Below are 16,911 nucleotides of genomic sequence, written 5' to 3'. Positions count from 1 at the left end.
TATGGCGAAACGGTTTGATATCCTCGTCGTAGGCGATGCAAGGTTTCAGGGCGGCACGACGGCCGCAATGGCAACCGACGTGGCTGGATTTTCGGCCCTTGGACTTAAGGTCGGGCTGCTGTTTGTAAGATCTGCTTATTTGCATGATAGCCGCGATCCGGCCAATCCTGACGCGCTGGCGCTGGCTGATTTGCCGGGCGTCACCTTGCTTTCCCCGGGAACGCCCGCGCATGCAGACATCGCTTTTCTACACCATCCATTGGTGTTTTTCCGCGGGATTGAAGAACAATCGCCGCTCACATCGGATTGCGCTATGCTTGTCGCGCACCACGCGCCATTTCGGGCAGACGGATCATTGGAATATGATCCGATCGCGACCTTGCGCAAGATAAAGACCCGTCTTGGCCTTAACGCACGTATCGCGCCCGTATCTGGTGCTGTGCGGCGGCAATTGCAGTCATTTGCGCCAATGGTGCGGCTGACGAGTGAGGATTGGCCAAACGTTTTTGACACCGATGCGTGGCCGATCGGGCCAGAAATCCTAACAGACACCTCGATAACAATCGGGCGCCACGGGCGAGTTGACGCGCTGAAATGGCCGAAATCTGGCAAAGAGATCATGGCGGCGTTACCCGTCAGCCCTGACATCGAAGTGCGGGTATTGGGCTGTCCGCAATCCGATCTGGAAAACCTGAACGCCGACCTGTCACAATGGGACATCCTAGCCTTTGGGGCAGAAACCCCTCTTGCATTTCTGCATAGTCTCGATGTCTTCATTTATCACTATCACCCGGATTTGGTTGAGGCGTTCGGGAGAACCGTCGCCGAAGCTGCGCTGACCGGTCGCTATTGCTTGCTCGATCCACGACTGCGTACAAACTTTGGCGACGTTTTCGATTACTGCGAACCTAGTGATGTCGCAAAAGTTCTAGCACAATTGCGCGCAAACCCAGTGCAGGCCCGCCAACGTGCGAAAACGGCGGCGGATGAAATGCGCGCGCGTTATAGTCTTGATAGTATTGGACCGCGTCTTGATCGTTTAGCGAAGGATCCCGGCACAGTATCGCGTCGCGGTGCAGACACCTCTGTTTCGCGTGTTTTGCGCAAACTTGCAGGCCTCTACCGCCGAGATTGGCGCGGTGCTTAACATGACGGCTATGGTTAGGTTTGCTTCACACATCGACGCTCCAAATGCGATCTACCAAATCTACGAACGGAACGTGCCATGCAGATGAAAAGCCGTCGCAAACGTCTGATGATCGCCGCCAGTCTTGCTACGCTGCGTCTGCAGCGCCCACTATCGAATGCCACCCCGCCAATTTTTATTATTGGATCTGGTCGGTCGGGAAATACGCTCGTGCGTCGTGTGCTGATGGCTTCCGGTGCAATTTATATTCCACCCGAGACATATGTATTGGGCGAAGTCATCGAAATCTGGCCGCGCACGGCGGTGCTACCATGGCGCGAACGTGTTTGGTTATTTTGCGCCTATTTCGAAAAACACCCGGAATTTTCGACTTTTAACCTCGTCAATCTCAATAAATTCGCAGCACAAGCGGCTGCACTGCCAAGAAACGACCGAAATCTTCGCAATCTGATCAATGCCTTCTATCGCTTCCTTGGCAACGCACAGGGCATATCAACTGACCGCTGGGGCGATAAGACACCCTATAACACGCATCACTTGCCAGCGATTGCTGCGCTTTATCCCAACGCCAAATTTCTTTGGCTGGTCCGCGACGGACGCGATGTGGCACTGTCATATGTTGAGGCGGACCTGTATCCCAGCTTGGCGACGGCTGCTGACCGATGGACAAATGCAAATGCAGCTTGCATGGCATTTGCTATGCGCGGTCTCGACGTCCGGCAGCAGACTTATGAAAACCTTGTGTCTCGCCCAGAAAAAGAATTCGCTGAAATCTTTGCATGGGCTGATCTCGCATTTACCCCCGATATGCTCACAGCCCTGCCCGGTCCTATGGGTGATGTCGAACAACGACGCCACCACGAAAAAGTGCGCAAACCAATCTCCGCCGCATCCGCTGGTCGATGGCGCGATCAACTTGGGCAGGCGGACTTATCCGCCTTACCGAAGGATTTTTGGCAAATGATGCGCGCCTTAAATTACAAGAACGACGATACCTAGACGAACAGGATGTCCGTTGCTTCCGAAACATCGGAAAGCGCCAGACCTTGCAGATGCGCCAGAACGAAATCAACACCGTCCGGATCGGTCAGACGCAATTCGACACCGCTATCGATCCCGTTGAGATTGAAACCGAGCTCAGCTGTACTTTCGGTTGTCCAACCAAAGTGCTGCGAAATCCCACTGACATCCAACTTGTCGCCCTCAAGCGCGGAAAAATCGAGGATTCGGTCAGTTACGCCTGCCTCGACAGTATCGATATTGAACACAAACGTGTCCGCACCTCCACGACCCTCGATCAAGTCTGATCCGGCGGCACCGTCGATGATATTATCACCTGATGTTCCTGAAATCCGATCGCCCGCGCGCCCGCCGATCACATCTGCCAATCCCGATGGTGTCCCCTGCCAGTCAAGGCCTGTGCCGCTAAATAATCCGGTTTCAGCTTCAACAAAGGCAAAGAGATCGCTTGCATATTCTGTGTATGCGGCGTCCGAATAATGAACATCGTCGACCGACAAATGATCAGTGCCTTCAGCAGGTGTAGACGGGACCTGGGCATGAGGATTGTCGAAAAGAAGAAGCGTCGCGTGAGTCGCTTGAAGATCTTCAACCTTTGCACGCAGACCACTCACATAGGTGCCATTACCAACATCGCCGACCACCTCTTCACCATCGACGATACTATAACCTTCGTTGACAAAATGTGCATATTCCATTGGCACATCATGGGTCAGTTTTGGCGCAATCGTCGATATCACTAGATACTTCTCCGCTGAAGCGGGCTGCTGGTAAAACTGCGTAACGGCTTTGTCGATATTGTTAACAATGTTAGGCAGATGTATTGGAAAGAAGTTTCCAGAGCGGAATTCGATATCATTCGTACCCGCCATCAAAAGCGTTAGATCAGGCGCAAGCGCTGCAAGATTATCTGACAGGTCCGAATCCTTCCCGCTGCCAACGATCTGACGCAACGCGACAGACGGTTCACCACTGTGATCGCGATCTAGCATAGTGTCAGGGCCGTTGTTGAAAACACCGACATAATCGACCCAGCCGCCCGCAGCGATAATCGAATCTAACAAATCGCCACGATACCCGTCGCGGATTGCGGCCACTTCGGTTCCATCCACAACACCTTGTGTAATTGAATCGCCGATTGGGAGGACCTTCGGGGCCAACGCATATTGGCCAGCTTCCAGATCGATCAGCAAGCCCTCAGTCATGACCGCGAAAATCTGATCGTCCGATCCAGCGATTGATATGAATAATTCAGGTCCGTTGAGTGTTGTTGTGTTGCCTTCTGCGTCTGTTGCGGTGACGCGGGTTGTGGCTGTGCCGTCGACCAATGCGCTGACGTCGAGCGTGGCTGTGCCGTCTGCGGCCAGCGGGGCTGAAACAGACCCGCCCGCCCCGTCAAGGATCGTCACCGTTGCGGTGGCGTCAGCATCCAGACCGGTCAGATCAAGCGTCACGGCGGTCTCTTCGCCCGGCGCGATTGTGGCATCGGTCATACCAGCACCCAAAGCCAGCGCCATGTTCCCGTCGTCATCCGCAGATCCCGGAGGAGGCCCCGCCACCAACCGCAACGTCCCCGCCGCAACCGAAATCTCAGCCGGCGTAACATCACGTAGTTCGGCCACGCCGACTTCACCGGTGCCGGGTACATTCACCGCGATGATCACACCTAGATAGCTGTCGATCACCGAAACCGCAGCCTCTGCAGCGGCGGCGTCCCAGCCATAAGCTGCGGAAATTGCGGACAGGTCGATGACATCGCCCTCGCCGGGACTGAAATCTTCGATACGGTCCCGCCCGCCGATCAGCGCGTCTGGTGCGTAGGCGAAGATGTCTGCGCCTGTGCCGCCGCCAAGGTTGTCCTTGCCTGCGCCGCCTTCAATCGTGTCATTGCCGCCTTCGCCGCGCAGCCGGTCACGTCCGTCGCCGCCCAAGATCAGGTCGTCGCCCGAGGTGCCGTTCAACCAGTCATCGCCGGCCGTGCCGGTGATCGCGTTTTGCGGCACGGGGTCGGAAACGGTGTCGAGCGTCAACGTCGGACCAGCAATGGCTGGCGTCACGTTGCTACTGGTATCTGTGGCAGTGATGGACGTGGTCAGTGGCCCGTCGGTCAGGCCCGACAGGTCCAGCACGGTTGACGCAGCACCGGGGGTCAGCACGCCCGACACCACGCTCGTCACGCCATCGGTGACCGTGATCACAGCCGTTGCATCAGCGTCCAGACCTGTGGCTGTCAGCGTCACAGCTGCAACTTCGGTGGCATCAATCGCCAGATCGGGTGCCGTGATCCCAAGATTGCCGTCTTCATCCGCAGATGTATCCGGTGCAAAATCAAGCAGCAAAGCAGGCCCGTTGAGTGTTGTTGTGTTGCCTTCTGCGTCTGTTGCGGTGACGCGGGTTGTGGCTGTGCCGTCGGCCAGTGCACTGACGTCGAGCGTGGCTGTGCCGTCTGCGGCCAGCGGGGCTGAAACAGACCCGCCCGCCCCGTCAAGGATCGTCACCGTTGCGGTGGCGTCAGCATCCAGACCGGTCAGATCAAGCGTCACGGCGGTCTCTTCGCCCGGCGCGATTGTGGCATCGGTCATACCAGCACCCAAAGCCAGCGCCATGTTCCCATCGTCATCCGCAGATCCCGGAGGAGGCCCCGCCACCAACCGCAACGTCCCCGCCGCAACCGAAATCTCAGCCGGCGTAACATCACGTAGTTCGGCCACGCCGACTTCACCGGTGCCGGGTACATTCACCGCAATGATCACACCTAGATAGCTGTCGATCACCGAAACCGCAGCCTCTGCGGCGGCCGCGTCCCAGCCATAAGCTGCGGAAATTGCGGACAGGTCGATGACATCGCCCTCGCCGGGACTGAAATCTTCGATACGGTCCCGCCCGCCGATCAGCGCGTCTGGTGCGTAGGCGAAGATGTCTGCGCCTGTGCCGCCGCCAAGGTTGTCCTTGCCTGCGCCGCCTTCAATCGTGTCATTGCCGCCTTCGCCGCGCAGCCGGTCACGTCCGTCGCCGCCCAAGATCAGGTCGTCGCCCGAGGTGCCGTTCAACCAGTCATCGCCGGCCGTGCCGGTGATCGCGTTTTGCGGCACGGGGTCGGAAACGGTGTCGAGCGTCAACGTCGGACCAGCAATGGCTGGCGTCACGTTGCTACTGGTATCTGTGGCAGTGATGGACGTGGTCAGTGGCCCGTCGGTCAGGCCCGACAGGTCCAGCACGGTTGACGCAGCACCGGGGGTCAGCACGCCCGACACCACGCTCGTCACGCCATCGGTGACCGTGATCACAGCCGTTGCATCAGCGTCCAGACCTGTGGCTGTCAGCGTCACAGCTGCAACTTCGGTGGCATCAATCGCCAGATCGGGTGCCGTGATCCCAAGATTGCCGTCTTCATCCGCAGATGTATCCGGTGCAAAATCAAGCAGCAAAGCAGGCCCGTTGAGTGTTGTTGTGTTGCCTTCTGCGTCTGTTGCGGTGACGCGGGTTGTGGCTGTGCCGTCGGCCAGTGCACTGACGTCGAGCGTGGCTGTGCCGTCTGCGGCCAGCGGGGCTGAAACAGACCCGCCCGCCCCGTCAAGGATCGTCACCGTTGCGGTGGCGTCAGCATCCAGACCGGTCAGATCAAGCGTCACGGCGGTCTCTTCGCCCGGCGCGATTGTGGCATCGGTCATACCAGCACCCAAAGCCAGCGCCATGTTCCCATCGTCATCCGCAGATCCCGGAGGAGGCCCCGCCACCAACCGCAACGTCCCCGCCGCAACCGAAATCTCAGCCGGCGTAACATCACGTAGTTCGGCCACGCCGACTTCACCGGTGCCGGGTACATTCACCGCAATGATCACACCTAGATAGCTGTCGATCACCGAAACCGCAGCCTCTGCGGCGGCCGCGTCCCAGCCATAAGCTGCGGAAATTGCGGACAGGTCGATGACATCGCCCTCGCCGGGACTGAAATCTTCGATACGGTCCCGCCCGCCGATCAGCGCGTCTGGTGCGTAGGCGAAGATGTCTGCGCCTGTGCCGCCGCCAAGGTTGTCCTTGCCTGCGCCGCCTTCAATCGTGTCATTGCCGCCTTCGCCGCGCAGCCGGTCACGTCCGTCGCCGCCCAAGATCAGGTCGTCGCCCGAGGTGCCGTTCAACCAGTCATCACCGGCCGTGCCGGTGATCGCGTTTTGCGGCACGGGATCGGAAACGGTGTCGAGCGTCAACGTCGGACCAGCAATGGCTGGCGTCACGTTGCTACTGGTATCTGTGGCAGTGATGGACGTGGTCAGTGGCCCGTCGGTCAGGCCCGACAGGTTCAACACGGTTGACGCAGCACCGGGGGTCAGCACGCCCGACACCACGCTCGTCACGCCATCGGTGACCGTGATCACAGCCGTTGCATCAGCGTCCAGACCTGTGGCTGTCAGCGTCACAGCTGCAACTTCGGTGGCATCAATCGCCAGATCGGGTGCCGTGATCCCAAGATTGCCGTCTTCATCCGCAGATGTATCCGGTGCAAAATCAAGCAGCAAAGCAGGCCCGTTGAGTGTTGTTGTGTTGCCTTCTGCGTCTGTTGCGGTGACGCGGGTTGTGGCTGTGCCGTCGACCAATGCGCTGACGTCGAGCGTGGCTGTGCCGTCTGCGGCCAGCGGGGCTGAAACAGACCCGCCCGCCCCGTCAAGGATCGTCACCGTGGCGGTGGCATCTGCATCCAGACCGGTCAGATCAAGCGTCACGGCGGTCTCTTCGCCCGGCGCGATTGTGGCATCGGTCATACCAGCACCCAAAGCCAGCGCCATGTTCCCGTCGTCATCCGCAGATCCCGGAGGAGGCCCCGCCACCAACCGCAACGTCCCCGCCGCAACCGAAATCTCAGCCGGCGTAACATCGCGTAGTTCTACAAGCGGGAGCAATCCCATGTCAGGCACTTCAATATTGATTTTGGTCCCGCGCGAGCTGACCAAAACCGTAATCGCAGCTTCTGCGGCCGCAGCATCCCAGCCGTAAGCTGCGGAAATCGCAGAGATATCAATCACATCGCCTTCAGATGGGGTAAAATCATCGATGCGGTCCCGCCAATCCCCAAGCGAAGCGACGTCCCACTGAAAAACATCCGCACCTGTACCACCACCAAGAACATCTTGGCCCTCACCACCGTCCAGCACGTCATTTCCGCCATGCCCCATGATCCAGTCGCGGCCCGTACCGCCATAGACGAAGTCGTCGGTGTCTCCGCCCTGCAATCCATCGTCACCGCCATAGCCGTGCATGATCGTAGGCATAAACGGAACGGCTTTCAGTCGATCTTTTCCTTCAGTGCCCTCAACCGGGGCCAAAACAGGCGTATAGCTGACGGAATCGTAGCGTGCCGTGCCGGTGGCGTCTGGTGCAACAGGCCCGTGCCAATTTTCCAAATCGGCACCGCCGCTCCAGATGTTCATGAACATTTTCATGCCTTCGTCTGGAATTGGGACAGGCGCAGTCGCCGCCGCAACATTGAAAATCAGCGCATCATCGACGTACCAAGAGATGCCGTCGGGCATCCAATCAATGCGATATGCGTGGAGTTCCGCCGCCGCATCAAACCCTAGGTCGACGACAACAGTCTGTGTCGCGCCGAGCCGTTGATCATCGTAGTAATAGTTGAGGTGAATTTGCGTCGTGTCATCACCCAAGAATTCAATGTCGATTTCGTTGTGCTGTGATCCGCCGAAGAACGTATTGTTATATAGAAAAAAAGACGACACGACGCCGGAGGTATCCGATGGTGCCATGACAATTTCATAAGAGCCGTAGCCAAAGAATTGCTGCGATTGCAACTCGGCTCCGGTAAAATCTTTTGTACCGGAATCGGCTCCGTCGAAATTCAGGCTCACTTCACCTTGGGACAGCTGTAAGTAATCGGCATTCCATGCAGTGTGGTTCCAGCTGGCATCGACAGAAAAGTCGGAAACAGACCAAAAATTGGAATCCAGCGAATCTAGAGTGTCTATGAACACAACTTACCTCCTAAAGGCGTTTACAAAAATAAATTAGTCTTAAAGAAATCGAAAAAATTAGACTCACATGATACTTTTAGTTTCGCAATACGGCAAGTTTTACGGATCCGTATAGACGGCTAACAATTTCAGGTTGAATCTTTAACTTGTGAGACGGTGCCTTCGTCTTTGCGAAATAATGCGATTGCACCTCGCAATTCGCTTAATTGGGGCAGTGCAGCAAGCACCCAACCAATTGCCGCCATTCCAATAGCGAGAACAAACAAAAATACGGCAGTTTGGTTTTCAAGCGAAGAAACGAGCATTGCTGATATCAGCCAAATGAAAATACCTGATAGAACCGGCCAAGCAATTGCACCTAATGCTTTTTTTCGCGAAAACGGGGCTATTCGTCCGGCGTACCACCATAACCGTGGCGTATAGATTATTGCGAAGAGTGATAGCGCAAACGCCACAGCATTAATGCCGAATGGCACCGCAATTGCGATCGTCGCGATCTGCAGGATTGCGCGTTCGGTTGCCATCCGCAATCTCAGCGTCGTCTGCCCCGCTGCCAGAAAGGCCATACCTGCCATCGATGTCGTCGATTCGATCGCAAAAGCTGGTGCTGCCAGCGCGAAAATAAGCGCAACGTTCCCCCACCGATCGGTCAGCAAGAGCGGAATCAATTCGGGCGCAAACCCAGCGAGACAGAACATGCCCGGTACAATAACTAAAGCAAGCAGGCGGAGTGCCGCGAGGTAGAGGGCACCAATGCCTGCAGGGTCGGAGGTTCGCCGCGCCATCCGCACAAACACGACCTGTGAAGCCGGTCCGGCCAGACCGAGTTCGGGCAATCGCAGCAACCGCAGTGCCATCGAATAAAGCCCAAGCGGCCCTGCTCCCAATACAAAACCAAGCATCATGATTGGCGCCTGTCGCTGCAGTGTAAACACGAGCGAAGTTCCGACCGTATCGCGCGCAAACCGCAGATGCCCCCTGAACCACTTGGGTCTGAGCCGTAACCGTGGACGAAATGGGCTTGCGATCACTGCGCCGATGGCAAGTGTTGTGAAGAGCACGATTTGCTGCATGACAAGGCTCCACGCCCCGAAACCGTTCGTCGCAAGCCCAATTGCAGCACCAAGGCTGAGTATGACGGAAACGATACGTAAGCCACCCAACAACACGAAGCGATCGTCGCGCTCTAGTGCCGCATTGAAGACAGCCGAAAGCGATTGGATCATGGGAATAATAGAAAGGACCCGTATCAACTCGGTCAGACCGGGCATCGCAAACAATGCCTCCCACAGCGGTGCGGTCATGAGTAGAACCGCACTCAACAAAGTACCGATTCCAGCCAGCAGCCAAAACACGCTATCCCATTCTTCCGCGACATAATCGGGTCGCCGTACCAAGGATTTACCTAGGCCCCCGTCGCTTAGTAATTGGGCCAGAACGACTATGCCCATAGCCAGCGCCACAGCGCCAAATTCGGATGTCGTAAGATAGCGCGCAATAATCGGCAGAATCAGGATTTGGGCGACAATCGACAAAACCCGACCACCCGCCATGGCGCTGACGTTCGCAAAGAATGTAGGCCGTGAAGCTGATTTTCGCTTCAAATTAACATGTCCTAAACTGATGCAGGCGCAAAATTACAAAGTCAAAACAATGGGCTTTAGACGGACCATGCAGGCCTAAATCCGCTGCTTGATCTGCACAGATTGGCGCTAACCCTGCATCGATATTCTGCATTCTTTTCTCCGCTCAGGCTATCCATCTAGCATCGCCGACATGCCTAAACTGCGCAATGGTTTGATTAAAAACAATACAATACCTGAAAAGATTCAATCGAATTAGTGCATATTTTTTGATCATGAATGAAGCAGCTGATAGCCTAGATCATGTTTTTCTTGCCGTAATGCCCCGAACGCGCAATAATCATGTTGGGCAAGTTATTGTCGCCCACGTATTATTTTTTTGAGCGAGTGACTTTTAGCATGATGTCCCTGCGACACGTGAGCGGCCAATTTTTCTGGCCCAAGAATCAATCCATATGCACATGCCATTCAGAGCATTTGTATTCAGGATATTTCGGCTCGATTGCTACTCTTTCGAGGGGGTTTTGATGGATGTACTGATACTTGCGCCACAGCCCTTTTTCATCGAACGCGGAACGCCTATTGCCGTGCGCAATTTAGCGACCGCATTGGCCAAGCAAGGCCACCACATTGATTTACTAGTGTTCCCCGGCGGAAAGAAGTTGGATATCAACGGCGTCGATGTTCATCGCATTCCTCATTTGGGTTTCCTCTCAGACATTGGCCCTGGGTTTTCCATTCGGAAACTAATTGCCGATATCGTCATGCTGCCAAAAGCTGCCACTCTACTCAGGCGGGGACGGCACGATCTTGTGATTGCTGTCGAAGAGTCAGCATATATTGCGCTGGTCCTACGCCACTTTTTTGGTGTTCCTTATATCTGCGATATCGATAGCTCCATTCCAGAGCAGTTAGATGACAAATTCAATTTACCGGGTTGGCTTGTACGGCTATTCGAACGCGCCGAAGGCCGCGCTGCCCGCGGAGCAATTGGCGCGATCACCTGTTGCCGTGCGCTTGCCGATATTACGCGCGCCCATGCGCCCGACCTTCCCATCCAGACACTCGAAGACATTCCGCTAACCGATGACGCCCCGTCCTTGCCGGTGCCCGAGGATTGTCAGTTTGATGTTCCAGTCATCATGTATGTCGGCAATTTGGAAGCTTATCAGGGCGTGGATCTGTTGTTAGACGGCTTTGCCGCCGCAGTTGCGAAGGGTGCTAACGTACAGCTAGTCATTATCGGCGGAGCGCCATCGCATGTATCCGCGCTACGCGAACGTGCCCAAAAACTAGGCATAACCGCGCAAGTTTCGATCCTTGGCCCCCGTCCTGTCGCGCAAATCGGACGGTATCTCGCGCAGGCAACCATCGTGGCGTCGCCGCGCACCAAAGGGCGCAATACGCCGATGAAAGTTTACAGCTATCTCGATTCAGGTCGCCCACTATTGGCGACACGACTACCGACGCACACGCAGGTACTGGATGACGATATTGCAATGTTGGTCGACCCCGACGCGGCCAGCATGGCCCGCGGGATCACTGCTTTGATTGACGATCCGTCGCTGCGGTCGCGGCTCGCAAATGCTGCACAAATCAGGGTGCAAAGCGAATTCAGTCGTCCTGCATTTGAACGCAAGTTATCGCGCTTTATGACCGAAAAAATTATGCCTCAGATTGGCATGGGCCAACCAAACACCCGTCGGAACTTTGAACAACGTCCGGCCACCCCGGATTTGCATCGCGACACATGGGAGAAACCTTCAATTGAAAACAATAAATAAGATTGGCATGCAAGCCGTCACGCAATTGGCGTCCCGCATGTCGCAATATCGTCGTCAACGCGTAATCAAAGAATTTGTCGAAAAGTCTCGTCCGGCTGGTGAACAGCAATCCTACGAATGTTCTCTTTGCGGATATAAGGGACATTTTGATCCCATCTTCGGTTCTAATGCGATCCGCTTTGATGGCCAGTGCCCTGACTGCCATTCCCGAGAACGACATCGATTTATCAAGAACTGGCTCGATGGGTCCGCACCGCAGGGCGGCTTTGGAAGCTTTTTGCATTTTGCGCCAGAGGCTTGTTTAGAAACAGAATTGCGTGCGCGCAGTACGCAGTATCGGACTGCGGATATTACGCCGGGCCGCGCTGATCTGGTGTTGGACATGGAGAATATTGAACTGCCAGACGCGTCAGTGGACACCGTAATGGCGAACCATGTGCTAGAACATGTGAACGATAGCAAAGCGCTGCCCGAACTGCTGCGCATTCTACGCCCTGGTGGTCTAGCGATGCTGACAACTCCAGTCGTCCATTCGTGGCCCAAGAGCTATGAAGATGCGTCAATTATGACTCCAGACGCGCGACATCGCCACTTTGGGCAAGCGGACCATGTTCTGTTCTTCGGGAGTGATATCGAAGACCGCATTCGCGCGGCAGGATTTGATCTGGAATTGGTCGTCGCTGATGGTGCTCAGGCCGCGCGCTATGCCCTGACACGGGGCGACACAATCTATCTGGCGCGACGTCCAACTGGTTAAAAAACTGAGCCGCATGAAGTGTTGCGTCAGGCGATCGCGCCAACCGGTAATTCGTGCCACCCCGCCGGAGCGTTGAGGTGATCCGGGATCACATGTGTTGGTGTGCTGCTTTCCGAATACCCGAAGGTTTCGATATCAAGACTGTAGGCCTCGCGGACCATCTCATACGTCTTGTCATCGTAATACGACCGCCAGTCACGTTTGCGCTTGGATGCATTCACGTGGGGTAGGCTTTCGGTAAGCCCGAGTTCCGCACATATCCGGGTGAAATCATCGCTCAACACTTCAAACCTTCCGATATGTTGCACCAAACGCTTCCCGGTTTTGTCATAGATGAACGAACATTGCAGACGCGTGTCATTTTCACACTTGTGTCGGATATACGTTTCGAAGTCACCAAAACCAAGCACCTGATCATGATGGGGGTGTGCCGATGATTGACGTGCGTAAGAATATTCCGACACCTGCCAATCCCAAGGATTGCGCACGAAGGCAAATTTAGTCGCAGCATCAAACAAATGGGTTGGCATCACATGACGGATTTGTTCAGCGGTCATGTGTTGGCGGTTCACCAACGCCGCACGCCAATCCATGACAGGCTGTGCGGCGACCGGAAATATCTGAACAGATTTACGAATATAGCGATTGCGTTGATATATAGGACAATATTTGCGCAGCGCTGCCATGACCGACTCTCCGCCGGTTTTGTATATATGGACGTAAATAAACTGATGCGACGGCGAATAGAGCATGGCAGACAATCCTGCATATATTTGTAAAACAGTTGAATCTTCGAAATGATTACGCGGCGTACAAAAAAATCTTACGGCTAATGAAGGTCAGCCAAATCGAAACCTATCTGCAATAGTAACGGTTGATGAAATATTTTCTACTCTTTCCGAGTAGCAAATCGCAAACAACCAAACAGGTTAATAATATAGGTCAGGGACGCCTTCACATTGCGGCGTTTTTGGTAAAACCGTCTGCCAGTGAACCGCGACAAGCATGCCTGCAGCTATAACATCGAAAGAAACATCCTGCGCCGCAGCGGCACGACGAAATGGTTCACCAATACGCTCTCCTTGCCAGACATCATTAACCGTGATCATCACGCCGGACTGCACGCAGCCTAATAGCATTTCCAAACCCGCCGCTCCCCTGACGGCATAGCGCCCCGTGCGCGGATCAAGTCCAAAGATAGCGTTCGGATCGAATTCGGCTTCCCATCCCACTTGCTGACGGACATCAATGTTATAGCCACCGGTTTCCACAACCATGTGCAATTCGTGAGTAGTGGCTACGAAAATGTCGTCATCCAATGATGCCAACAGGTCGGACACGCCCGAGAAATCTTGTCGAAATCGTGCGTCATACCCGCCCCCCAATGCCATTTTTGCTGAAGATATCACAAAACCATTCGACGCCATAAGGAAGCCAGTGCAGCCCAACAATGCAGCCGACGATAAATATGGGCGGAAAACCCGCATAATTTGCACCGCCGCCATTCCCCAGATCGTAAAAAAGAACGGCATCGCGCCGGAAATATATCTATCCGCCTTCATCGCCCCAAACGACTGCACCACCAACACCGTGCTAAAGATAGCAACGCAATACCAAGTCAGCCGTGCATTCAGGCGTAACGCGAATAGGGCAGCCACCGGGAAAAGCGGCCAGAAGGTTTCATAGGCGCGACGCAGGCTGTTGTGGTAATACGCCGCATAATCGCGCGTTGCGATCGCGTGATCAGGTGAAAACCGGTATAACGCCCAGGCCTGATCAAGCGCCCCGGTAGGCCAAACAGTCACGAGCGCAACCACGATCAGAACGAGACTACCGATCCCCCAGACCCAGCGTCTGGATGGATGCAATCGCAACAGCACATGCCCGGCCAAAAAAACGACAATTCCACCGCAGGCAACGAATGTCGTAATCTGTAAGGCCATCGCGGCCCCTAAAAATCCAATTGCTGCGACGGCATGAACCCACCGCAGCGGTCCTTGTTCTATGACAGCGGCATAAACCGAGATTGCACCGGCAAAGAAGAGCAAGATATGAAGCGAGTAGAACCGCAGCAACTGCGATTCCAAGATGCCTTGAGGCCACAAAATAGCGAAGGCTGTTGCAATGACTGCAGCGGTTTCACCCACATGCGCACGAACCCACCAGAACAATACCAAAGGTAAAAGCAGCCCGGGAAGCAGCGAAACAAGGCGCGCTGCAAACAGACTATTCTGACCCGTCACGTCAAGAAATCGTGCAACAGCTAATGTATAGGCCGACGCCCGCGTGTAACTGCCATCAAGGATGCGCAGTTCGCCAGTTTCCGGCCACCCAAGTGCTGGGATATAGTGATAAAATTCGTCAAATTCGGCAGGGGCTCCCAGCAGACCCACCCGTGTCACCAGTGCCGCCAGAATGATCCCGATCGAAATCCAAACCCGCCGCATACTGCCGCTGTTTGTCAAATCTTCTGATCCAGCGTCAATTTGGTGCGATCTCGTCAACCTTTCTTCAAACTCTGACATGCGCATTCTCACTGTGACGTCGCAATGCTGCCAAAGGTTGCGCGTGGTGGTATCGTTGGATTGGTGAGCCTGAACGCATCATAATCTGACCACCGCATGCTTTGCCCGTTTACGCCGCAGCGCAAAAACGATCCCACCAACGACAGCTTGCAAGAGCACCATGGCAAACGCGACCCAAGCAAGTGAAACAGCAAGTTCTGCCGCCAAACCAAATTGCCCGAACAAAAATATGAAAGCCTGTTCGCGAATACCGATCCCGTTCACCGACGCCGGTATCATCATTAGAAAAAGGGAAACCGGAATGATGGCGAAATAAACTGCGAGCGGCAGGTCAATGCCAAGTGATTCACCAATCAACCAGTAGTGAAGCACCACATTGGCCTGAAAGATAACCGAAATTCCGATACAACCATAGATGACGCGCATCCGCGCGGCAAACAGCAACGACGTCTCGTTTATCTTTTCGACGATCCCTTTCATCCATCCAAGGCCGCGAAGACGGCTCATCCGTGAAGCCACGGCACGCATCTGACCGCTTAGAAAAATGGCGGTCAACGCGCAAAGGATGCCAGCGACGGCCAGCAGTATCCAGCCAATTCCTGTTTCCGATACCACATCCCAGCCAATCAGCGGCATCGCAATAATGGCCAGAAGTAGCAGACCAAACATTCCCGTCAGCCGTTCAACAAACAAAATGAGGAACGACCTTGTGTAAGATGGCACCCGATCTGAAATATCCAGTGCACGCATCAAATCGCCGCTCATGACGCCCGGAAGAAATGAGTTGAAAAAAATGCCGATCGTATAGGCCCGGATGAGTTCAATCAGTGGCGCTGCAAAGTGTTGCGCACGTAACAAGAGCTGCCAACGCCAAGAACACATCAAATAGCCGATAACGTTCAAAGAAAACGCCACAAACAGTAGATATGGGTCCGCTTGTGACACTGCGCGGCGGATATCACCAACGTTTTCAATTTGGATAAAGAGCAGATATGCGATCAAACCAAGGCTGACGGCGATCTTGATCATTAACGGCACATAGGTGCGCAGCTTGCTTTTCGTGGTCGCGGTCATGAAACGGCCGCCTGTCCGTTGGCGGGTGTAGCACCCTCACCGCGCCTGCGCAAGAAACGCGCCGGGACGCCTGCCATGATGCTCAGGGGCGGAACGTCACGGTTAACCACAGCGCCAGCGGATATAATACTTCCGCGTCCAATTGTGATGCCGTCTAAAACTTTTACACCAGCACCAAGCCAGACATCGTCTTCAATCGTGATACCTTGGCTGTCAATGCCTTGGGCAGTGATCGGGACACTGGGATCTTCAAATCGGTGGTTACCGGCGACGATATGACAATGGCCAGCAATCAGCACGTTATTCCCGATTTTTATGCCGCCATGTCCGTTCAAAATGGCAAATGCCCCAATAAAACAATCATCGCCAAGCGTAATATTGCCTTCGTATCCAGTCTCAAAATGAACTGCGTGCATGATTTGGTTACGCGCACCCAATGCCAGCGATGCCTCGCTGCTCTTGATATCGAAGAAGACACGATCGTCGATCATCGTGCCATCACCCACCGACAAACGGCTGGGGCAGCGCAAGACGATGCCGCGCGAAAATGCAACGCCGCGGCCGCAATCACCAATGAGCAACGGAAAGAATAATCGCCGTAGGGCCAATCCCAATGCGCCCGGTATTGGTGACACAAACATTGTCACTGCTTCGTGCAGGATAAGCCGACCTATTTTTTCGCTGCCCACAACGCGCAAAAGATACTTTTTCAGCGGCGCACCGCGCTGGCGCGTCAACTTCTCGGGCAAATTCGCGGTCACTTGAGCACCTCTGCGCTAGACTTGCGACTGGAGATGTAGCGCGCCGGGATACCGCCGTAGATTTCGTTTGCAGGTACGTCGCCATTGACGACAGCCCCTGCTGCAATGATGGCTCCGTCGCCAATTCGCGCCCCATCAAGGATCCGTGCCCCGGCACCAATCCAGACGTCATTGCCGATCACAACTTCGCCGCGCGTCTCAAGACCCTGTAGGACCATTGGACCAGCATCAAGATCAGTGCGGTAGCGCCCGCCTCCAATGTAGCATTGACCGGCT

11 protein-coding genes are annotated in these 16,911 nt (G+C 55.0%); 4 read left to right on the top strand and 7 right to left on the bottom strand.

Features of this window, described 5'->3' with window-relative positions:
* Position 1: 1 nt before the first annotated feature.
* Together K3729_17900 and K3729_17895 are read left to right on the top strand one after the other, a co-directional pair.
* Complete coding sequence (locus tag K3729_17900) at positions 2-1,147, top strand: glycosyltransferase family 1 protein (protein UWR01194.1); 1,146 nt, start codon at positions 2-4, stop codon at positions 1,145-1,147.
* A 78-nt stretch (positions 1,148-1,225) separates the two neighbouring features.
* Positions 1,226-2,146 (top strand): sulfotransferase, encoded by a 921-nt coding sequence (locus tag K3729_17895; protein UWR01193.1) that lies wholly within the window; start codon positions 1,226-1,228, stop codon positions 2,144-2,146.
* On the opposite strand, the gene K3729_17890 is transcribed toward K3729_17895, so the two are convergent.
* Positions 2,143-8,151, bottom strand: a complete 6,009-nt coding sequence (locus tag K3729_17890) for a family 16 glycosylhydrolase (GenBank protein UWR01192.1) — start codon at positions 8,149-8,151, stop codon at positions 2,143-2,145. The two genes, K3729_17895 and K3729_17890, sit on opposite strands and share 4 nt — an antisense overlap.
* 128 nt (positions 8,152-8,279) lie before the next feature.
* Entirely contained in the window at positions 8,280-9,755 is a 1,476-nt protein-coding gene (locus tag K3729_17885; GenBank protein UWR01191.1) for a lipopolysaccharide biosynthesis protein, read from the bottom strand.
* 506 nt (positions 9,756-10,261) lie between these two features.
* On the opposite strand from K3729_17885, the gene K3729_17880 reads away from it, so the two are divergent.
* Together K3729_17880 and K3729_17875 are read left to right on the top strand one after the other, a co-directional pair.
* Positions 10,262-11,518: a glycosyltransferase family 4 protein gene (locus K3729_17880; protein ID UWR01190.1), complete on the top strand. Its 1,257-nt coding sequence runs from the start codon at positions 10,262-10,264 to the stop codon at positions 11,516-11,518.
* Positions 11,519-11,525: 7 nt separating this feature from the next.
* Complete coding sequence (locus K3729_17875; GenBank protein ID UWR01189.1) at positions 11,526-12,275, top strand: class I SAM-dependent methyltransferase; 750 nt, start codon at positions 11,526-11,528, stop codon at positions 12,273-12,275.
* A 26-nt stretch (positions 12,276-12,301) separates the two neighbouring features.
* Here the strand turns inward: K3729_17875 and K3729_17870 are convergent, their stop codons facing one another.
* The 5 genes from K3729_17870 to K3729_17850 form a co-directional block, all read right to left on the bottom strand.
* Positions 12,302-13,027 (bottom strand): sulfotransferase family protein, encoded by a 726-nt coding sequence (locus tag K3729_17870; protein UWR01188.1) that lies wholly within the window; start codon positions 13,025-13,027, stop codon positions 12,302-12,304.
* A gap of 177 nt (positions 13,028-13,204) precedes the next feature.
* Positions 13,205-14,800 (bottom strand): hypothetical protein, encoded by a 1,596-nt coding sequence (locus K3729_17865; GenBank protein UWR01187.1) that lies wholly within the window; start codon positions 14,798-14,800, stop codon positions 13,205-13,207.
* A 78-nt stretch (positions 14,801-14,878) separates the two neighbouring features.
* Positions 14,879-15,874 (bottom strand): flippase-like domain-containing protein, encoded by a 996-nt coding sequence (locus K3729_17860; GenBank protein ID UWR01186.1) that lies wholly within the window; start codon positions 15,872-15,874, stop codon positions 14,879-14,881.
* The gene (locus K3729_17855) at positions 15,871-16,635 is read right to left on the bottom strand and encodes an acyltransferase (protein ID UWR01185.1); all 765 of its coding nucleotides are present in this window, start codon (positions 16,633-16,635) and stop codon (positions 15,871-15,873) included. Before K3729_17855 ends, K3729_17860 begins: the two co-directional genes overlap by 4 nt.
* Entirely contained in the window at positions 16,632-16,853 is a 222-nt protein-coding gene (locus K3729_17850) for a hypothetical protein (GenBank protein ID UWR01214.1), read from the bottom strand. Before K3729_17850 ends, K3729_17855 begins: the two co-directional genes overlap by 4 nt.
* Between the last annotated feature and the right edge of the window lie 58 nt (positions 16,854-16,911).

It is taken from the genome of Rhodobacteraceae bacterium S2214, from assembly GCA_025141675.1.
In the GTDB taxonomy this organism is placed as follows: domain Bacteria; phylum Pseudomonadota; class Alphaproteobacteria; order Rhodobacterales; family Rhodobacteraceae; genus Yoonia.
The sequence above is the reverse complement of the archived record's forward strand: the minus strand, read 5'-3'. Positions and strand labels throughout refer to the sequence as shown.